We start from the raw sequence: 19,584 nt of genomic DNA on the forward strand, positions 1-19,584 counted from the left end.
TTCTCACCAGCGCTCCCGGCAGCGGGCGAAGCGTTAGGCCGCATGTTTCCATAAGCCGGAAAGTCTTCGTCTCGCATTCTTCGATCTCCGCTAGGCTGAGGCCGGAACCATTGAGTAGAGCAGGGGCATTGACGACGGTCAGGAAGCGTTCGGCCCCGTCTTCGCTTCGATCTCCGCGTCCATCGCGATCCTGCGCACATAAATAAACCGTTGGCGCGGGCGGAAGTTTTCGTTGCCTGAAAATAGCGTCGTATTCCAGATGATAGGGCGCTGCCGGAAAGAAGACAGTATGCCGCGCGAGAGGCAAGCCCGAAGCTTCGGCCTGAAAGGCGAGCGTGAGCGCCGACAGCGACCGGCTGCGAGGCGGAACGCGGCGCGTGGCGCTCGCGGCATCGCGGCCGAGGCGGCCCGCCGCAACGGGCGAAGGGTCGGCGTTCAACACCACCGCGTCGGCGGCGATGTGCTCCCCGCTCGCAAGGCGCACGCCCGAAGCCCGGCCGAATTCGGCGGTCACTACCGCTACCTCCGCGCCGTAGCGGTAGACGACGCCGAGCCGCCGCCCGAGCGATTCGAGCGCGCGGGCTATGCGGTGCATGCCGCCTTCCACGAGCCACACGCCTTGCTGCTCGACATGGGCGACGAGCATCAGCGTGGCGGGCGATGCGAAGGGCGACGCGCCGCAATAGGTGGAGTAGCGCGCGAAAAGCTGGCGCAACCGCGGGTCGCTCATGTGGCGGCACACGGCGTTCCAGAAGGTTTCGTACGGATTCATCCGCCAGAGGTCGGAGAATGCTAGCGGGCCGACGCGCCAGATCAGTTTCGGCAGGCTCGGCTTCTGCGCGCGGATGAACGAGGGGTCGAGGATGCGGTAGATTTCCGCCGCCTCGCGGCAGAACGCGCGGTAGCCTTGGGCGTTCTCCGGCCCTGCGAAATCCGCGATCGCGTGAAAGCTTCGTTCCTCATCCGCGAAGAGATCGAGCGTGCTTCCGTCCTCCCAAGCATGACGCGCGATGATTTCGGCGGGCTTGATGGTGAGGTAATCGGAAAGCGACGCGCCCGCCTTCTCGAAGATGGCATCGAAGACCTCGCGCATGGTGAACACGGTGGGGCCTGCGTCGATGGCCGCGCCGCCTGCGTCGACTTCGCGCATCTTGCCGCCCGGCTTGTCGAACTTCTCGACCACGGTGACGGCGAACCCTTCCGCGGCGAGGTTAACAGCGGCGGACAGCCCGCCTATGCCTGCCCCGACGATGACGACACGTGTCTCCGGCAAATGAATCTCCCGCAAGAACGGCGTTGACACGCCGACCGGTGACCGTCCAAGAGTGACGGCAGGGCTTGGGACAAAAAGCAGAACGAACAGGCCACGCGCGGTGACTCATCCTCGAAATATCGCAAAATTGGATAAACGAAGCAACTTTAACGCTTTGATGGACCGCGCATTTGCGTTCCGCGACCGAGTGCTGTCGAGCCCGCGCTTCATCCGTTTCGCCGAGACGTTTCCGCTGACGCGCCCGATTGCGCGGCGCGAGGCCGGCGCGTTGTTCGATCTTTGCTCCGGCTTCATCTATTCGCAAGTGCTGCTGTCGTGCGTGCGGCTTGGCCTGTTCGAGCACCTGCGCGGCGGACCGTTGGCGCGGGACGAAATCGCGCGGCGGCTCGGCCTCGGCGAGGATGCCACGGCGCGGCTTCTGACGGCGGCGGTCGCCCTGCGGCTCGCGGAGGAACGGAGCGGCGGGCGTTACGGCCTCGGGCGGCTCGGCGCTGCTGTGCTGGCGAGCCCCGGCCTCACCGCGATGGTGGAGCATCACGGCCTCGTCTATCGCGATCTCGAAGACCCCGTTGCGCTGCTGCGCGGCGAAACGAAGGCGCGTGATGCGGGCGACGCGGCGAACCCGGCGGCTGACAAGGGCACGCATCTCGCCTCCTATTGGCCGTATGCCGAGGGGGACACGAGCGCCGATCGCGACGCGGTTTCGGCCTATACGGCGCTCATGGCGGCGACGCAGCCCGCCATCGCCGAAGAAGTGCTCGACGCCTACGATTTCACGCGCCACCGCTGCCTCATGGATGTCGGCGGCGGCGACGGCACATTTCTGCGCGCGGCGGCAAGGCGCGTGCCCGCCCTCGACCTCGTGCTGTTCGACATGCCCGCCGTGGCCGGTCTCGCCGACGCGAAATTCAGGGCGGCGAACCTCGCTCACCGGGCGAAAGCGGCGGGCGGCGATTTTACGAAGGAGCTGCCGAAAGGCGCGGACGTCGTGACGCTCGTTCGCGTGCTGCTCGACCATGACGACGACACCGCGCTGAAGATCCTGACATCCGTCCGCGCCGCGTTGCCGCACGGGGGGGCGCTCGTCGTTGCCGAACCGATGGCCGGAACGCGCGGCGCCGAGAAGGTCGCGGCCTATTTCAGCCTCTATCTGATGGCAATGGGACGCGGCAGACCCCGCACCGAAGCGCAGCTTCGCGACCTGTTACAGCGCGCGGGCTTTACAGCTATCAAGCGCTGTGCCACCCATCAGCCGCTTCTCGTTCGCGTGCTCGCAGCCACATTTTGATATCTAGAACGAGTGTAAGTTTGAATTGACATATAAGTCGGTCAAGCTAGGATGACACAGCTTCCGAAGAGACTAGTTGTGCAATGGCCCTCCTTCAAGAGTTCCCAACCGAGACTTTAGCGGTCGTTCTGGAAGAGCCCGAAAAGCTCGGCCTGCGGCGGCTTGCGCTTCCGTCTCCGGGGGATGCCGATGTCGTCATCGACGTCGAGTGGAGCGGGATCAGCACGGGCACGGAACGTCTCCTTTATACCGGGCGCATGCCGCATTTTCCGGGCATGGGTTATCCGCTGGTTCCGGGCTATGAATCCGTGGGCCGCATTTCATGGGCGGGTCCGGCGGCTGGCATCTCGGTCGGCGAGCGCGTCTTCATTCCCGGCGCAAATTGTTATGGCGAAGTTCGCGGGCTTTTCGGCGGCACGGCGTCTCGAATCGTGATGCCGGGCGCGCGCGCCATTCCGATTGCCGAAAGCCTCGGCGAGCAGGGCATCCTGTTCGCGCTCTCGGCGACCGCGCATCACGCGGCTTTCTCCGACAAGGGCGTTCCTGCCGACCTCATCATCGGACATGGCGTTCTTGGTCGCCTCATCGCGCGGATCGTGGTTGCGAGCGGTGCTCCGGCCCCGACGGTCTGGGAAAAGAACCCGGCGCGTTTCGATGGCGCGCAAGGATATACAGTGCTCGATCCCGATAAGGATCCGCGCCGCGATTATCGGGTCATCTGCGACGTGAGCGGCGACTCGACCATCATCGACTCGCTCGTGGCGCGGCTCGCTCCCGGCGGTGAAATCATTCTCGCCGGTTTCTATGCCGACCGGCTCTCCTTCAGCTTCCCACCCGCCTTCATGAAGGAAGCGCGGTTCCGGGTCGCCGCACAGTGGCAAAAGGCCGACATCGCGTCCGTGTCGAAACTCGTGGACAGCGGCCTTTTGTCGTTTGACGGGCTTATCACGCATCGCGTTTCTGCTGACAATGCGCCTGCCGCATATCGCACGGCGTTCGAAGATCCGGCCTGTCTCAAGATGGTATTAGATTGGAGAACGTTAGCATGAGCCTTGACGCCAACGAAGCCAACGCCCTCGAACGGCAAGCGGCGCAGCTTCGCGCCGAGGCTCAGGAAGAGCCCGCAGCCGTGCCTTCGGGCGAGGTCAAGAAAGAAACGCAGATCATCGCGATCTACGGCAAGGGCGGCATCGGCAAGAGCTTCACGCTCTCGAACCTGTCCTACATGATGGCCCAGCAGGGCAAGCGCGTGCTTCTCATTGGCTGCGACCCGAAGAGCGACACAACATCGCTTCTGTTCGGCGGCCGCGCCACGCCGACCATCATCGAGACCTCGTCGAAGAAGAAGGCCGCCGGCGAGGAATTGCGCATCGAGGACGTCTGCTTCAAGCGCGATGGCGTTTTCGCTATGGAGCTCGGCGGCCCGGAAGTCGGGCGCGGCTGCGGCGGTCGCGGCATCATCCACGGCTTCGAGACGCTGGAAAAGCTCGGCTTCCATGAATGGGGCTTTGACTACGTGCTGCTCGACTTTCTGGGCGACGTGGTTTGCGGCGGCTTCGGCCTGCCGATCGCGCGCGACATGTGCCAGAAGGTCATCATCGTCGGCTCGAACGACTTGCAGTCGCTCTATGTTGCGAACAACGTCTGCTCGGCGGTGGAATATTTCCGCAAGCTCGGCGGCAATGTCGGCGTCGCTGGCATCGTCATCAACAAGGACGACGGCACGGGCGAAGCGCAGGCCTTCGCCGAAGCAGTCGGCATTCCGATCCTGTCGGCGATCCCGCAGCACGAAGAACTGCGCCGCATGAGCGCGAATTATCAGATCGTCGGCATCCCCGGTACGACCTGGGCACCCGTGTTCGAGACGCTCGCCACCAATGTCGCCGAAGCGCCGCCGGTGCGTCCGACCCCTCTTTCGCAGGATGGTCTTCTGAATCTCTTCAAAGGGGATGCAGTCGGTCGCGGAATCGTGCTTGAACCGGCATCGCAGTCCGACATGCGCGGGCACGAGATCGTCGAGAAGCCATCCCTCGAAATCGTCTACGACGTAGCATAAGGCAGTTTGCGAGTTCCCATGACAGCACTTGAACGCCAATCCTCACAAGCCGCCCCCGGCGAAGTCGTTTACGACGACGCCGGACGGGTTGCGGCTGCCGAGACGTCGGCCGTCAAGTCTGATGCGAGCATCGACGGCGCTGGCGTCGGCTGTCATGCGGGCGCTGAGGAGATGAAAAAGGCCGCCGCCGCTGCGGGCCAGAGCGAAATTCTGGAGCAGTTCGCGAAGGACTATCCGCAAGGGCCGCACGACCAGCCGCAGACCATGTGTCCGGCCTTCGGCTCGCTCCGCATCGGGCTACGCATGCGCCGTACGGCGACGATCCTCTCGGGCTCTGCCTGTTGCGTCTACGGCCTGACCTTCACCTCGCATTTTTACGGCGCGAAACGCACCGTCGGCTACGTCCCCTTCAGTTCCGAAACGCTCGTCACCGGCAAACTCTTCGAAGACATCCGCGACGCCGTATACAAGCTCGCTGATCCGGCCAATTACGACGCGATCATCGTCACCAACCTTTGCGTACCGTCCGCTTCCGGCGTTCCGCTGCGACTCCTGCCGAAGGAGATCAACGGCGTCCGCGTGGTCGGCATCGACGTGCCGGGCTTCGGCGTGCCGACGCATGCGGAGGCGAAGGATGTGCTGTCTGGAGCCATGCTGCGCTACGCACGCGGTGAAGCCGAGGCGGGCCCGGTGCAGGCGCCGCGCGGCGGACGCTCCGAAAAGCCGACAATTACGCTTGTGGGCGAGATGTTCCCGGCCGATCCAGTCACCATCAGTATGATGCTTGAGCCGCTCGGCCTCGCCGCCGGACCGGTGGTGCCGACGCGCGAGTGGCGCGAGCTTTATTCCGCGCTCGACTGCGCCGCCGTCGCCGCGATCCATCCGTTTTACACGGCGTCTTTCCGCGAGTTCGAAGCTGCGGGCCGCTCGATCACCGGCTCTGCTCCCGTCGGCTATGACGGGACGGCAGCGTGGCTCCTCTCCATCGGTGAGCTTTGCGGCGTCGCGCGCGACAAGGTCGACGCCGCGCTGAACCGCATCCTGCCCGCCGTTCGCACCGCGCTCGCCAAAGCGCCGGTCAAGGGCCGCATCACCGTCTCGGGCTACGAAGGCTCGGAGTTGCTCGTCGCGCGCATGCTGATCGAAAGCGGCGCCGACGTGCCTTATGTCGGCACGGCCTGCCCGAAGACGCGCTGGTCCGAATCGGACCGCGAGTGGCTCGAAGCGAAGGGCGTTCGCGTGCAATACCGCGCCTCGCTCGAACAGGACATCGCGGCGGTGGACGAGTTCCACCCAGACCTCGCGATTGGCACGACGCCCGTCGTGCAGCACGCAAAGGCGAAAGCGATTCCGGGCCTTTATTTCACGAACCTCATTTCCGCGCGCCCGCTGATGGGCGTCGCAGGCGCTGGCTCGCTCGCGCAGGTGGTCAACGCCGCCATCGCCAGCAAGGCCCGCTTCGAGGAGATGAAGGCGTTCTTCGGCAGCGTCGGCACGGGCTTCACGGCCGGCGTGTTCGACGAGGCTCCGAAAGAGCCCGCGAAGGTCAAGGAATTGCCGTTGAAGAAGCCGTCAGCCACCGACCTCCCGAAGGAGGCCATGGGATGCTGATCGCGGATCTCGACAGAGCTGGCGGCTATTGGGGCGCGGTTTACGTCTTCACAGCCGTAAAGGGGCTTCAGGTCATCATCGACGGCCCGGTGGGCTGCGAGAACCTGCCCGTCACGGCGGTGCTGCACTACACGAACGCGCTGCCCCCGCACGAGCTTCCTATCGTCGTCACAGGTCTGTCCGAGGAAGAACTCGGCAAGACCGGCACCGAAGGGGCCATGAGGCGCGCCCACAAGGTACTCGACCCCAGAGTGCCGAGCGTCGTCGTCACAGGCTCCATCGCGGAGATGATCGGCGGCGGCGTGACGCCCGAGGGCATGAACATCCAGCGGTTCCTTCCGCGCACCATCGATGAAGACCAGTGGCAAAGCGCGGACCGCGCGCTCGTCTGGCTGTGGAAAGAATACGGCGTCAAGAAGAAGGTCAAGGCGAAGCCGAAGGCCGCCGACGCCAAGCCCAGCGTGAACATCATTGGGCCGAGCTATGGCGTCTTCAATACGCCGTCAGATCTGGCGGAGATTCGCCGTCTGGTGGAGGGCATCGGGGCTGAGGTCAACCTCGTCTTCCCGCAAGGAACGCACCTGAACGACATACCGCGCCTCGCCAACGCCGACGCCAACATCTGCCTCTATCGCGAGTTTGGACGCCTGCTGTGCGAAGGGCTTGAGAAGCCCTATTTGCAGGCGCCGATCGGGCTGCACTCGACAACGAAATTCCTGCGCGCACTCGGCGAAACGCTTGGCCTCGACCCCGAGCCGTTCATCGAGCGGGAAAAGCTCACCACCATCAAGCCGCTGTGGGATCTCTGGCGGTCAGTGACGCAGGACTTCTTCGGCACAGCGAGCTTCGCCATCGTTGCGAACGAGACATATGCGCGCGGTGTCCGCCATTTTCTGGAGGACGAACTGGGCCTGCCTTGTACTTTCGCAGTATCCCGGCGCACCGGAATGAAGACCGACAACGACGAAGTGCGGCGACTCGTCCGCGAAAAGCCGCCATTGGTGCTTTTCGGCTCATATAACGAACGCATGTATCTGGCCGAAGCGGGCGGGCGCTCGATGTATATCCCCGCTTCTTTTCCGGGCGCGATCATTCGCCGCCATACGGGAACGCCATTTATGGGCTACGCTGGCGCTACCTACCTCGTGCAGGAAGTCTGCAACGCATTGTTCGACGCACTTTTCAATATTCTGCCATTGGGGAAGGATCTGGACCGGATCGAGGCGACGCCCTCGCGGCTCGTGCGCCAACTTCCTTGGGACGAAGATGCCAAGGCGCTGTTCGACGAGTTCGTCGAGGCACAGCCGGTGCTTGTCCGAATCTCGGCGGCGAAGCGGTTGCGGGATGCAGCAGAGAAAGCCGCACGCGAGGCGGGAGAAGCGAAAGTTACGGCGGTGCGGCTCGGTCAATCGACCGCGCTGGCCATCGATGGGAGGGCCGCATGACGGCTGCGGATCTCGAATCGGGCAAGACTGAGAAGGATGCGAAGATCGTGACTTCTCTGTGCACTCAGGACGTAGGCCTGCACTCTAGCATGCGGGCGAAAGAAGCGCAGGAGTTTCGGCTGATGTTTATCGCCACTTTTCCGCTTTTTCTGGCGGCCGGACTGGTGAAGCGTGCAGTTTCCCCGCGACGCGGTGCCGCGCGGCGGAAATCCGTCTTCGCTGAAGCCCGCGCAGCTGCCAATACGTGTATTCCATTCGCGTTCATGCGATAGGAAAAGGTTTCGCCCGGATGTCCGGGCAAAAGAACTCCATGGCGAGAACGCCATGGCGAACCCGGCCGCGAGGGCAATGCGCGGTAACTGCAAGAGTCCACTTTAGCGGAGATCAAGCTTATGGCTCAAGAAGAAAGGGATGTCTCGCTCACCGGGCTGACCGAAGGCGAGGCGAAGGAATTCCACAGCATCTTTGTTGCTAGCTTTATCGGCTTCACCATTGTTGCGATTATCGCTCACGTTCTGTCCTGGAACTGGCGTCCTTGGGCTCGCCCGCTCGCCGACCTCGGCGACGGCGTGCAGACCGCGGCCCTGACCATTGTCCAGTATCTCGCCTAATTCATAAGGAGAAAATCACATGTGGCGCATTTGGCTTCTTTTTGATCCCCGCCGGGTTCTGGTCGCGCTGTTCGCGTTCCTCGTCGTCCTGGGTCTCCTGATCCACTTCATCCTCCTCAGCACGACCCGCTACAACTGGATCGACACTCCGGCTCCGGCGGCTGCTTCCCAGAACTCCGCCCTTCCGGCTCGCTGAGCGGTTGGGTCCACACAGAATGGCGGATGAGGATAGTCGCGCCTCATCCGCTTTCTTGGGAATTTTTCAAAGGGAGGTCGAGCGGCGGCTCGCCTCCTAATTGGAGGTGAGCGATGGCATTGCTCAGTTATGAAAAAAAATACCGCATTCGAGGCGGCACCCTCGTGGGGGGCGACCTATTCGACTTCTGGGTGGGCCCGTTCTACGTTGGATTTTTCGGGGTTACCACGCTGTTCTTTGCACTCCTTGGAACGGCATTGATTGTATGGGGGGCTGCCCAAGGGCATACTCTCAATATCTGGAAGATCAACATCGCTCCGCCAGACCTGAGTTACGGTTTGGGTATGGCTCCTCTGGCCAAGGGCGGTCTCTGGCAGCTCATCACGATCTGCGCGACTGGCGCATTCGTATCATGGGCGCTGCGCGAAGTTGAAATCTGCCGCAAGCTGGGCATCGGTTATCACGTGCCGATCGTCTTCAGCGTTGCGATCTTTGCGTATATCAGCCTTGTCTTCATCCGCCCGGTTCTCATGGGCGCGTGGGGCTTCGGTTTTCCCTACGGCATCCTCAGCCACCTAGATTGGGTATCCAACACTGGATATCAATATCTGCACTTCCACTACAACCCGGCCCATATGCTCGCGATTGCGTTCTTCTTCCTGACAACGCTTCTTCTCGCGATGCACGGCGGTCTCATTCTCTCGGCCCTCAATCCAGGCGGCCGCGATGTTGTGAAGACACCCGAGCATGAGAACGCCTTCACTCGCGATCTTCTGGGTTATTCCGTCGGCACCATCGGCATTCACAGGCTCGGCGTTTTCTGCGCGATCATGGCGGTTCTCTTCAGCGCCCTCTGCATCGTTCTGAGTGGACCCTTCTGGACCAAGGGTTGGCCCGAGTGGTGGAACTGGTGGTTCAATATCCCAGTCTGGCGCTAGGGGGGAACAGACCATGGCCGAATATCAAAATATCTTTACGCAAGTTCAAGTTAAGGGACCAGCGCATCTCGGTGTTCCCTTGTATCGCGACCAGTATGGCCGCACCGGCAAGCCCTTCCACGTCTATCTGCTCGGCCTCATCGGTGACGCGCAGATCGGCCCGATCTACCTCGGTTTGACCGGCGTCGCATCGATCATCTTCGGGTTTATCGCGATCGAGATTATCGGCCTCAACATGGCCGCCTCGGTGGACTGGAGCCCGGCGCAGTTCGTGAAACAGCTCCCTTGGCTCGCTCTTGAGCCGCCGGCTCCTGAAAACGGCCTCAAGATCCCGTCGCTGAACAATGGCGGCTGGTGGCTCTGGGCTGGCTTCTTCATGACGGCTTCCGTGCTGCTTTGGTGGGCCCGTACCTACCTCCGCGCCCGTCAGCTCGGCATGGGAACGCACATTGCTTGGGCGTTCGCTTCCGCGATCTTCCTGATGCTCTCGTGCGGTCTTTTCCGCCCGGTCCTCATGGGAACATGGGGTGAAGCGGTTCCGTTCGGCATCTTCCCGCACCTCGACTGGACGGCGACGTTCTCCATTCGCTATGGGAACCTCTACTACAACCCGTTCCACATGCTTTCGATCGCCTTCCTGTACGGCTCCACGCTTCTCTTCGCGATGCATGGCGCCACGATCCTCGCGGTCAGCCGTTTCGGCGGTGAGCGCGAAATCGAGCAGTCTACTGATCGTGGCACGGCGCTTGAGCGCGCTGGTCTCTTCTGGCGCTGGACCATGGGCTTCAACGCTTCCATGGAATCCATCCATCGCTGGGCTTGGTGGTTTGCGGTACTGTGCCCGATCACCGGCGGTATCGGCATTCTTCTGACCGGAACTGTCGTCGATAACTGGTACCTCTGGGGCATCAAGCACGGTTTCGTGCCGGTCTACCCCGAGACTCTGCCCGTCATCGTTGACCCGGCCCTTCTTCCGGGAGCTCCCAAATGAGTTACAAGCAACGAATCCTAACCCTTGCCCTTGCGGGCGCGGCATTGGCGGTCTTCCTGGTCGTCTTTTCCTACTACACACTGCAGCGTCCCACGGTTGAGTGGCTGCAGTGGGGGTATCGCGGAACGGGCTTGGTGCACATTGTCAACTCCCGCGACATCCATAGCCAGAAGCAGCAGGCTTTGAATGCGGTTCCGGCTCCGGAAGAGAATATCGACCCGGCCGGCACGAAGGCCTCGGCTGTCTATCAGAACGTCAAGGTTCTCGGCGATCTCGACTCGAACGAGTTCCTGCGGTTCATGACGGCGATCACCAAGTGGGTGGCGCCGGAACAGGGCTGCGCGTACTGCCACAATGAGGCGGATTTTGCCGACGAAAACGTCTACACCAAGATCGTTTCTCGCCGCATGATCCAACTGACCCAGGATCTCAACGCGAAATGGAAGTCTCACGTTGCGATCAATGGACAGGGCGTTACCTGCTACACGTGCCATCGCGGTAATCCCATCCCGAAGAACGTATGGTACACGCCGGTCGAACCTCGGTTCTCGAAAGCTCTGCTCGGTAATCTTGCCGGTCAGAACCAGCGCGCTCCGGCTGTCGGCCTGACGTCACTGCCGTTCGATCCCTTCACGCCCTTCCTCATGAAGAGCGAACAGATCCGCGTTGTAGGCCCGACCGCTTTGCCAACGACGAACCGTATGTCGCTCAAGCAGGCGGAATGGACCTATGGGTTGATGATGTCTATGTCACAGTCGCTCGGCGTCAACTGCACGTACTGCCATAACACCCAGAACTTCCAGTCCTGGGGAGCGAGCAGCCCGCAGCGTGTGACTGCCTGGTACGGCATCCGCATGGTGCGCGACATCAATAACAACTACATCAACCCGCTGACGCCGCTTTATGCGAACGTCCCCGGCCGTAAGGGCCCGGCTGGTGACATCGCGAAAGCGAACTGCGCCACCTGCCACCAGGGTGCTTTCAAGCCCCTCTACGGTGTGAGCATGCTCAAGGAATACCCTGTGCTTGCTGGCCCCGCAGCTACGGTGAAGACGCAGTAAACTTGAGAGAGGTGCTGGCGCCTGTCGCCGGTACCTTTTTTGCCATTGCTCAAGAACAGAAACCCTCGCTTCGGCGGGGGTTTTTGTTTTATCCCACGGCTTCCCGGCGCGGCGAACGGCTTACGGTGCCGCCACAACGATTAGAGCGCGCGGTATGCTAAAAAAGGCGGCGAAACAGCGGGCTTTCGACTCTTGGTTTTTTTGAATGCAAAAGACTTAGGGTCGCTAAACCGGTTGCGTAACGACTTCCCGGCGGTCGGAACGACATCTTCACCCGCCATCCCCTCGCGCACATGCGGCTTCAGTCCTACAATACGGCCTCGTCCGACGAATCGGCGAGCGACCCCGCCAACAAGGTCGCGAACGCATCGAGCGCTTCGGCGTCAGCTTCAAGGAGTGAGGCCGAGCGGGCGTTGACGAGCGATGCGTGGATGTTCGCCGCCGGATAGAGTTGGCCGAGGGCGAGGCGATAGGCGGCAAGTTGCGCGACATAGACAGCAGGCAGCGGATCGCCGTCTGACAGCGCGCCTGATTTGTAGTCGAAAAGCTCAATATCAGCCGCGCCAAGCGAGATTCTGTCGCATTGGCCGAGAATGGCAGCACGTCCTTCGTTCGACCCCAGCGCTATGGCGATCCCGGCCTCCGAAAGCACGCGCTTTTCTCCCGGCCGAAGATGTGGGGTTGCGAGCAATCTTTCGACGCTTTCAAACGCTGCTTCAATGCGGTTGCCGGGAAGCACTTCGCGAAAGGCCGCTGCCGCGAGTTGCGCAGCCTCGCCGCGCCGATCTTGCGGCAGGCCGGGAAGGATTTCGAGAAGCCGATGAATGAAAATACCGGTCTGCTGCGCAACCTTCCGAGCGACGCCGTCATGGGGGTTCGGCCCCCATTCATCGAGGTCTGAGGCGGTTTCGAGCGCCGGTGCGCGCAGAAAAAATGCGTGGACAGGAGGCTGATGAGCGTTCAGTGAAGCCGGTTCGCGTGACGATATAAGCGCGTCATTCGGCGAATCGGACGCGGCATGACGCTGGATGTCGGTCAGCGCCTCGGCGTCAAGTCGAGCCCGAATTAGCGCAGGCGGAACCAGCGCGGAGGCGGAGAGAAGCACGCGGGAATTTCCTGCGGGGGCGAACTTCCCCGCCCAGGCAGGCAGCGCAACCGGCATCGGCTCGCCGTGGTTTCCTCCGGCGGCGCCCACGCCATGCAACTCCGTGCCGAGGCGCCAGAAAAGGCGGCCGCCCCCGTCGACGCCCTCGATTGCATGCGGCTCAAGCGCCGACTTCACCGTGTCGAACCAGCAGCCCTCGGGCAGCGTCTCGCCGGTATGAGAGCCGGCGATGTAGAGCCGGTCGCGCGCGCGGGTCATGGCGACGTACAGAAGCCGCCCCGATTCGCGCCGGGCCGCTTCCGCAAGCTCTTCCTTTTGGTCGGCGACGGATGGCAACGTGCCCGCGCCTTTGATCGTCCACACCGGCACGCGAACGCCGTCGGTGCGGTCCTCCAGGAGCAAGATTGGTGGCTGCCGACCTGCCTTCGCGCCGCATGCGTCGGCAAGGATGACAACCGGCGCTTCAAGGCCTTTCGCGCCGTGCACCGTCATGATCCGCACTTCGCGCGTCGCCTGATCGGTCTCGCGCTTTACTTCGGCCGCGCCCTGGCGCACGAAAACGAGAAAATCCGCGAGATCTCCGCGCCCGCCGACGCTGAAGGTTTCGGCGAGGTTCGAGAACTCGTCCAGCGCTTCGAAGCATTGCGGGCCGAGCCGCGCGCCGAATGCCGCTCGACCATCGGGCGGGGTGTCCGCTGCGGCGGAAGCGTAGCGCGTTTCCTGTGAGGAAATGGCTCCTGTACCTTGCGCTGACGTGGCTTCTCCGCGCCAAACGCTCTCCAATTCGCCCGGCGCCCCCACGCGTGAGACAATACTGGCTCGGCTGAGCGGGGCATCGTTCCCCGCGCCGCGCCCCTCGTCAGCATCCGACGCAGCGGGCAGCGGGTGATCCAGCACCTGCGCGTAAAAATCGAACGGCGAAAGCCGATGCGCCAATTCGCGCCACAACGCGAGCCGCGCCGCAGCTTCGGCGAAGCGGCCAGCTGCCTCGGCTTCGGCGTGCGCGCCAAGCGCGGCCCAGAGCGAGCCCTCTTGCGGGTTGCGCAGCGCAAACAGATCGTCATCCGAAAGCCCGAACAGCGGACTTTTCAGCGCCGCCGCGAGCGCGAGGTCGTCCTCGGGCTGAAGCAGCGCATCGCCGAGCGCGAGCAGGTCCATCACCGCGAGGTCATCCACAAGCGACATCCGGTCCGCGCCCGCCACCGGCACGCCCTCCCGCTTCAGCGCGGCCTGAAGCAGGCTCGCCATCGGTTGGCGCTTCTTCAGGAGGATGATGACGTCGCCCGGCTCAAGGGGGCGGCCCTCCCGCCCGAGCGCAGCGCCGCCATTGAGCCAGCCGCGCACCTTGGCGGCGATCCGCGACGCGAGCGCTTCCGCCGGTTTGGCGGAGGTGGCGGCGTCGTCTTCCGGTGCCCAGACGTCGCCCTTGTCCTGCCGCGCGCCGTGTTCGGGCTGCCAAAGCTCGACCAGGCCGCCATCGTCGTCGCGGTTGGCGATGTGCGGCATGGGCGCAGCGCTCAAGCCCCCGCCGAGCGCCGCGGAGACGTGGTCAACCGCCGAAAGCACGGGCGCCAGCGTGCGGAACGACAGGTCCAGGCCCACGGTGCGGAACGGCATCTGCGTCGCCCGCGCCTTCTGCTCGTAAGCCGCGCCAAAGGCGGCCAGAAATTCGGGCCGCGCGCCCTGAAAGCCGTAGATCGACTGCTTCTCGTCGCCCACGGCAAACAGCGTCGGCATGGTCGCGCGCGCGCTCTCGCCGGAGAAAAATTCGGCCGTCAGCGCGGCGACGATGGCCCATTGCTCGGGGCTCGTGTCCTGCGCTTCGTCGACGAGAACATGGTCGATGCGGCCGTCGAGCTGATAGAGCACCCACTCGGCCGCGTCTTCGCGATGGAGCAGCGCCAGCGTCTTCTCGATGAGGTCGTCGAAATCGACCGCGCCGCGCGCACGTTTCTCGGCCTCGTAGGCGTCGAAGATCGCCGCCGCGAGACGGAACAGCGCCGCCGTCGCTGCGACAACCTTCGCGGCGCAGATCTTGCGGTCGAGGTCGAAGAAGTCCGTTTGCGCGCGGGAAAGCCGCTCGCACAAGGAGGGCGCGCGCCGTTGGGTCGGAGCCGTGGCCAGCCGCTTTTTCGGCTCACCACCCTTCGTTCCAAGCGCCCTCTTGATGCACGCGCATTTCGACGCCGTGTCCGGCGCGCTCATCGCCAGACGCAAACTCGCGGCGGTCTCGGCTTCGGTCTTCCCGCCCTCGACAAAAATGGCGACGATTTCGCGGATCGTGTCGTCGCTCAGCACGGCTGCCGCGCGATCGATGAGGCTGGCCGCGGTTTCGTTCGCCGCGAGCCCGAAGATCCGCCGAAGCCGCGCTTCCACCGGGGCGATGCGGTCTCCTTCCGGCCCGACGCTCAACAGGTAGTGGATCGTGCGGCGATGGCCGAGCATGTCCTTCAACACGCGGCCGAATTCATCCTCGCCCGCATGGGCGACGGCGGTGGCGAGTGCGTCGCGCATCGCGCCGCTTCTTGCCTCGGAAAATGCAGCCGCCTTCGCCGCCGCCAGCGCGTCGCGCGCTTCTTCTTCCGTCATCACCGTGAAGCCCGGCGGCACGTTCGCCTCGAAGCTGAAGCGGCGAAGCAGGCGCTCGCAGAAGGCGTGGATCGTCATGATCGGCAGGCCGCCCGGCGCATCCGTCACGGTGGCGAACAGTGTGCGCGCGGCGGCCAGCTCGTCAGCCTCGGCGGGGCGGTCGAGCAGCGCCGCTAGCGCCGCCTCCAGCGTGAGCGCGTCGGCGGTGGCCCATTCGCCCATGGTTTTCAGCACGCGCGCTTCCATCTCGGCCGCGGCGTTCTTGGTAAAGGTCAGGCACAGGATAGAGCGCGGCGCGGCACCCGCGAGGCAAAGTCGCAGGATGCGCTGCACGAGAACGTGCGTCTTGCCGGTTCCCGCATTCGCGCGCACCCATGCCGAAACAGTGGGATCGGCGGCTGAGCGCTGCTTGCGGGAAGCTTCGGCGAGGCGCGCATCGCGCGTTGCGTCACTCATCGCCGCCTCCGTCTTCCGCGCCCGCGTCTTCGCCTTCACCCGCCGACCATTCCTTTACGCGCGCCAGGTGCGCATACGGATCGTTGTCGGCCTTGTCCTTGAAGATGGCGCGGGCTTCGTAGGCGTAAGGCGTCGCCTCGTCGTCGAAGCGCGCGATGCGCAGCAGCAACCCGGCCTTCGCGGCGGCGATGGCTTCCTCGCTCGGCACCTTCAGCGTGACGATGTCGCCGGGCGGCTCCCCGCCCGACGCGACGATATAGCAAAGGTCGGGCGCGGCGCCTGCGGGCAGCCCCGCGAACGCGCCTTCCATGGCGAGCATGCCTTCCAGCGCGAGCTGCGGCGCGCCACGCCGCGCGGATGTCGTCGCCGCGTTCGCGCTCGTCTTGAAGTCGTAGACGCGCAAGCTGCCATCCGCGCCGAGGTCGATGCGATCCGCGCGCGCCGTCACCTCGAACGGCCCGGCCGCTCCCTCCGCCACGAGCTTCAGCTTGCCGCCAACCTCGCTTTTCAACAGCCGCAAGCCAACGCGCCGCTGCGCTTCCGTCGCCGCGAACCACTCGGCGAAGCGGGCGAATCGCGGCCGCCAGAACGGCGCGGCGTCGAGGTCAAAGCCGAATTCATCGGCCGAGCGGTCGAGACATGCGACGAGGCGAGCCGCCGCATCGTCCGGCACGCGGTCGGGGTACGCCTCGAAAAACCGATTGAGCGCCGCATGATAGAGCGTGCCCTTGTCGCGCGCGTCGTGGCTTTCGCCGATGCGGCGGAGCGGTTTGAGATCAAGGATGAAGCTTGCGTAAATCGCATAGGGGTTCGCAAACCACGTTTCGATGGCGGTGACCGAGAGGCGGCGCGGGCGCGCGGACAGCGGCGGGCGCGGCTCCGGCGGCGCGATGGGCGTGACCGTCGCGGGCATGCGGCGCGCGCGCGCCAATTCGAGCCACGCCGCGCCGGTATCGATCTCGGCGAGCCGACCCGCGCCGCGCGCAAGCGTGGTGATGCGCGCGATCCAGCGGCTCGGGCGGGCGAGGCTCCCATTCGCCTTTTTCGCTCGGGTGAGCACGACGCGCGGAGCGGCGGCGGCGAGCGAGGCGAAATCATGCGCGGCCTGCCCGATGCGGCGTTCCTCGGGCGAGAGGCCGATAGCGGCGCGGTCCTGTCGATTGAGCCACGGGCTTGGTCCCGGCGTCTGCGGCCATGCGCCTTCGTTCAGCCCGCCGAGCACGACCACATCGGCAGACAGAAGGCGGGCGTCGAGCGGGCTCAAAAGCGACAGGCGCGGATGCGGGCTGCCTGCGGTGGGCGTCGGTTCGGCGCGTGTGAGTTCGGCGAAAAACGCGGCGTAGTCGTTGATGTCGAGCGCGAGGGACGGCGCATCGACGCCGAACGCATCGCCAAGCGAAGGCGCGTCGTCGCCCGCATTGCAGGCGAGGCCGATTGCGGCGAGACGCACGAGCGCTTCATCATGCGCCGCCACCCAGCGCCGGAACGGAAGGGTCGGCGCCGCGTCCGATGCCGGATCGGCGGCGTTCTCGGTGAGCGGCGACAGCGCGTCGAGCACGTCGCCAGCGAGAAGCCGCGCGGCCTCCCATGCCTCGGCATCGATCCGGCGCATGGCGGGGTGGCGGGCCTCGCCGCTCGCGATGGCATGCTGCGCGCGGGAGAGGGCCGCCGGGATGCCGTCCATGGAAGCGGGCCGCCACATTTGCCGAGCCGCGCCGAGATCGACCAGTTCGGCGAGGCGGAGAAAGCGGTCGCGGTCTGCGCCACGGCCGAGCCGCAGCAGCGCCGTGAAGTCCTCGGGCTTGCCGCTCGCCGCCGTCGCCGCCACGCGTAGTGCGAAAGCGTGCCGAGGCGCGGCGGGCGGTTCGCTCGCCATTCCCCAAGCCGCGAGGGCATGGCGGACGCGGGCCGTGAGCGCGTCGTCGGGTGTCACGAGCGCGACATGCGCGGCTTTGTCTTCGAGCGCGGCGCGCAGGATCAACGCCACGACGACCGCCTCTTCCTGACTCGTATCGGCTTCGACGAGCGTCAGCGCCGGCGCGAGGGTGCCACGCGACGCGCCACACAATGAAACGTCGGCCGATACATCGCGGGCGGTTGCGCCCGCATCGCGGCTGCCTTCGACCTTCCGCGCCGCAACATAGTCCGCCCAGCGCGCCGTTGTGGAAGCGGGTCGCATGGCCTCACTGAGGAACGCCGCGCGGATCGGGTCGCCGCCAGCGGGCAGCGCACGCGCCGTTTCAAGCTCGCTCACACCGTCGCGGCCAACGCCGAGCCGCGCGAGCAACTGCCACAAACCATGCTGCGGGTGCTCGGGGTGCTCGGCGATGGCCTGCCACGACGCATCATCGAGCGCGCGGTCGAGGCCGTGCAGCACGATGGCCGATCGCGCGCGTCCGCCGAGCGCCTCCATCAGCCCCATGGTCGCGGCGACGCTGCCGGTCGATCCGGCGACGATCACGGGCGCGTCGCTCGCGCGGATGAACGCCGCCTCAAGGGCCATGAGGCGGTTGCGCCGCTCCTCGCGGTCGAGGCGGCGGCTGCGCTTCTTATGCGCGTCCCACGCCTTGCGCACGGCACGCAGGATTTGCAGCGAAATCTGCTCGCCGCCGGAGGCGTGGCCTCTGTCGAGCCGGTCGATTTTGGCAAGGTCCGCGCCTTCGCGATGGGCGTCGTCAATGAGGCCTGCGATGTCGGCGGCGATCTTCGCCGCGCTCGCCGCCGTGACGCCGGAGAACAATTGCTCGCCGAACTCCATCCGCGTGCTGTGGATGTCGCGCGCGGCCTTCATCGCCGCAGCGCTCAGATGGACGCGGCGTTCGATGTCGCCGATGGGTTTCGGCACGTCCACCGCCTCGCGAAGGAGGGCGAGCGCATCGCCGGCGTCCATATGCGGCGCGTAGGCCGCGAACATGTCGAGCGGGTCTGCGTCGCCGAGCACGCGGATGCGCGGCAGGAAGGTTGCGCCGCACGGGCTGAGGTCGAGGAGCGCGAGCTTCAGCGGTGTGACGGCGGCTTGCGACGGCACGTAGACATTCAATGCGGGGATGTCGTGCGGCTCGGGCTCGCCTCCACCGAACAGCGCGCCGTCGAGGATCGCGGCGGCGAGCGCGGGCAGAAAAGGGCGGTGAGGCGGGCAAGCGAAGACGGCAGTGCCGCGCGCGGCCGAAAACCCAAGCTCAAGCTGTGCGCCGCCGCCTGTCATTCAGGAACCGCTCCGCATCCGCGAGCGCTTCAGGCGTACCGACATGCATCCACGTTCCATCGAGTTCCACCCCGAACAGCCGACCTTCAGCCATAGCCTTGTCGAAGATTCGGTTCAAGGAGAACGCCCGGTCCGCGATGCCGTCGAACAGCGGCGGGTTCAGGATCGACACGCCCGCATAGACATGTGCCGCTTCGCCGTCGCGCGGACGCCGTGCAAGGCGGCCGTCGTCGCCGAGAGTGTAGTCGCCGCGCTCTTTATAGCCAAGGCTGCGGTCGCGATGCGCCAGGAGAAGGAGCACGTCCATGCGATGCGGCTCCCATGCGGCGGTCAGCGCGGCGATGTTCGAGCGCTCGCCCTCGCTCCATACGCTGTCGGAATTATGCACGATGAAGGGTTGCGGCCCGAGAAGCGGCAGCGCCTTTGCCACGCCGCCGCCGGTTTCAAGCACGGCGTCGCGCTCGTCGGAGACGGTGATTTCCGGCGTGCGCCGCGCATGAAGGTGCGCCTCGATCTGGTTCGCGAGGTAATGCACGTTCACAACGGCGCGGGCGATCCCCGCATCCGCCAGCCGGTCGAGCGCGTGGTCGATGAGCGCGCGGCCATCGAGGCGGACGAGCGGCTTCGGGATTGTGTCGGTAATGGGCCGCATGCGCGTCCCGAAACCCGCCGCCAGCACCATCGCGGTGTTGATCTTGCCTTCGCGCGTCATCCGCCCCCGCAAATGAAAATGGCCGGGCAAGCCCGGCCATCGTGTGT

General features: G+C 64.8%; 15 protein-coding genes. 11 read left to right on the top strand and 4 right to left on the bottom strand.

Annotation, left to right across the window (positions count from 1 at the left end; translation table 11 throughout):
• On the bottom strand, positions 1-1,273 hold a 1,273-nt coding region (locus tag T281_RS00005; protein ID WP_037232303.1), incomplete at its 3' end, for a phytoene desaturase family protein.
• Between the two features lie 157 nt (positions 1,274-1,430).
• Here T281_RS00005 and T281_RS00010 point away from each other — a divergent pair.
• The 11 genes from T281_RS00010 (at position 1,431) to pufC (ending at position 11,470) form a co-directional block, all read left to right on the top strand.
• On the top strand, positions 1,431-2,561 hold the full coding sequence (locus tag T281_RS00010) for a methyltransferase (protein ID WP_037232309.1): 1,131 nt from the start codon (positions 1,431-1,433) through the stop codon (positions 2,559-2,561).
• An 83-nt stretch (positions 2,562-2,644) separates the two neighbouring features.
• A complete protein-coding gene (gene bchC, locus T281_RS00015) occupies positions 2,645-3,610 on the top strand; it encodes a chlorophyll synthesis pathway protein BchC (RefSeq protein WP_037232311.1) in 966 nt (321 codons plus the stop codon).
• Entirely contained in the window at positions 3,607-4,617 is a 1,011-nt protein-coding gene (locus tag T281_RS00020) for a chlorophyllide a reductase iron protein subunit X (protein ID WP_037232313.1), read from the top strand. Before bchC ends, T281_RS00020 begins: the two co-directional genes overlap by 4 nt.
• 18 nt (positions 4,618-4,635) lie before the next feature.
• The gene (gene bchY, locus T281_RS00025) at positions 4,636-6,228 is read left to right on the top strand and encodes a chlorophyllide a reductase subunit Y (protein ID WP_037232315.1); all 1,593 of its coding nucleotides are present in this window, start codon (positions 4,636-4,638) and stop codon (positions 6,226-6,228) included.
• Complete coding sequence (gene bchZ / locus T281_RS00030; protein WP_037232319.1) at positions 6,222-7,673, top strand: chlorophyllide a reductase subunit Z; 1,452 nt, start codon at positions 6,222-6,224, stop codon at positions 7,671-7,673. The genes bchY and bchZ overlap by 7 nt, the downstream gene beginning before the upstream one ends.
• Positions 7,670-7,945 (top strand): hypothetical protein, encoded by a 276-nt coding sequence (locus T281_RS00035; RefSeq protein WP_338053286.1) that lies wholly within the window; start codon positions 7,670-7,672, stop codon positions 7,943-7,945. The genes bchZ and T281_RS00035 overlap by 4 nt, the downstream gene beginning before the upstream one ends.
• 120 nt (positions 7,946-8,065) lie before the next feature.
• Positions 8,066-8,284: a light-harvesting antenna LH1, beta subunit gene (gene pufB / locus T281_RS00040; RefSeq protein WP_013417911.1), complete on the top strand. Its 219-nt coding sequence runs from the start codon at positions 8,066-8,068 to the stop codon at positions 8,282-8,284.
• A gap of 19 nt (positions 8,285-8,303) precedes the next feature.
• Complete coding sequence (gene pufA / locus T281_RS00045; protein ID WP_013417912.1) at positions 8,304-8,480, top strand: light-harvesting antenna LH1, alpha subunit; 177 nt, start codon at positions 8,304-8,306, stop codon at positions 8,478-8,480.
• A 113-nt stretch (positions 8,481-8,593) separates the two neighbouring features.
• Positions 8,594-9,418, top strand: a complete 825-nt coding sequence (gene pufL / locus T281_RS00050; protein ID WP_013417913.1) for a photosynthetic reaction center subunit L — start codon at positions 8,594-8,596, stop codon at positions 9,416-9,418.
• Positions 9,419-9,431: 13 nt separating this feature from the next.
• The gene (pufM, locus tag T281_RS00055) at positions 9,432-10,409 is read left to right on the top strand and encodes a photosynthetic reaction center subunit M (protein ID WP_013417914.1); all 978 of its coding nucleotides are present in this window, start codon (positions 9,432-9,434) and stop codon (positions 10,407-10,409) included.
• Positions 10,406-11,470, top strand: coding sequence for a photosynthetic reaction center cytochrome PufC (gene pufC / locus T281_RS00060; RefSeq protein WP_037232320.1), 1,065 nt, complete (start codon positions 10,406-10,408; stop codon positions 11,468-11,470). Before pufM ends, pufC begins: the two co-directional genes overlap by 4 nt.
• A gap of 307 nt (positions 11,471-11,777) precedes the next feature.
• Here pufC and T281_RS00065 read toward each other — a convergent pair whose 3' ends face one another.
• Genes T281_RS00065 through T281_RS00075 form a run of 3 tightly spaced genes read right to left on the bottom strand, consistent with a single transcriptional unit; the run spans position 11,778 to position 19,537 of the window.
• Positions 11,778-15,620, bottom strand: a complete 3,843-nt coding sequence (locus T281_RS00065; RefSeq protein WP_155954937.1) for a UvrD-helicase domain-containing protein — start codon at positions 15,618-15,620, stop codon at positions 11,778-11,780.
• Positions 15,613-18,825, bottom strand: coding sequence for a double-strand break repair protein AddB (gene addB, locus T281_RS00070; RefSeq protein ID WP_037232322.1), 3,213 nt, complete (start codon positions 18,823-18,825; stop codon positions 15,613-15,615). Before addB ends, T281_RS00065 begins: the two co-directional genes overlap by 8 nt.
• Entirely contained in the window at positions 18,800-19,537 is a 738-nt protein-coding gene (locus T281_RS00075; RefSeq protein ID WP_037232324.1) for a nucleotidyltransferase family protein, read from the bottom strand. The genes addB and T281_RS00075 overlap by 26 nt, the downstream gene beginning before the upstream one ends.
• Positions 19,538-19,584 lie beyond the last annotated feature (47 nt).

It is taken from the genome of Rhodomicrobium udaipurense JA643 (assembly GCF_000636015.1).
GTDB lineage: Bacteria > Pseudomonadota > Alphaproteobacteria > Rhizobiales > Rhodomicrobiaceae > Rhodomicrobium > Rhodomicrobium udaipurense.

Coding starts and splice junctions, on each gene's coding strand:
- T281_RS00075 (WP_037232324.1), bottom strand. CDS start 19,537: ATGACGCGCGAAGGCAAGATCAACACCGCGATGGTGCTGGCGGCGGGT.
- pufL (WP_013417913.1), top strand. CDS start 8,594: ATGGCATTGCTCAGTTATGAAAAAAAATACCGCATTCGAGGCGGCACC.
- bchY (WP_037232315.1), top strand. CDS start 4,636: ATGACAGCACTTGAACGCCAATCCTCACAAGCCGCCCCCGGCGAAGTC.
- T281_RS00020 (WP_037232313.1), top strand. CDS start 3,607: ATGAGCCTTGACGCCAACGAAGCCAACGCCCTCGAACGGCAAGCGGCG.
- pufA (WP_013417912.1), top strand. CDS start 8,304: ATGTGGCGCATTTGGCTTCTTTTTGATCCCCGCCGGGTTCTGGTCGCG.
- bchZ (WP_037232319.1), top strand. CDS start 6,222: ATGCTGATCGCGGATCTCGACAGAGCTGGCGGCTATTGGGGCGCGGTT.
- pufB (WP_013417911.1), top strand. CDS start 8,066: ATGGCTCAAGAAGAAAGGGATGTCTCGCTCACCGGGCTGACCGAAGGC.
- addB (WP_037232322.1), bottom strand. CDS start 18,825: ATGACAGGCGGCGGCGCACAGCTTGAGCTTGGGTTTTCGGCCGCGCGC.
- pufM (WP_013417914.1), top strand. CDS start 9,432: ATGGCCGAATATCAAAATATCTTTACGCAAGTTCAAGTTAAGGGACCA.
- T281_RS00065 (WP_155954937.1), bottom strand. CDS start 15,620: ATGAGTGACGCAACGCGCGATGCGCGCCTCGCCGAAGCTTCCCGCAAG.
- T281_RS00010 (WP_037232309.1), top strand. CDS start 1,431: ATGGACCGCGCATTTGCGTTCCGCGACCGAGTGCTGTCGAGCCCGCGC.
- bchC (WP_037232311.1), top strand. CDS start 2,645: ATGGCCCTCCTTCAAGAGTTCCCAACCGAGACTTTAGCGGTCGTTCTG.
- pufC (WP_037232320.1), top strand. CDS start 10,406: ATGAGTTACAAGCAACGAATCCTAACCCTTGCCCTTGCGGGCGCGGCA.
- T281_RS00035 (WP_338053286.1), top strand. CDS start 7,670: ATGACGGCTGCGGATCTCGAATCGGGCAAGACTGAGAAGGATGCGAAG.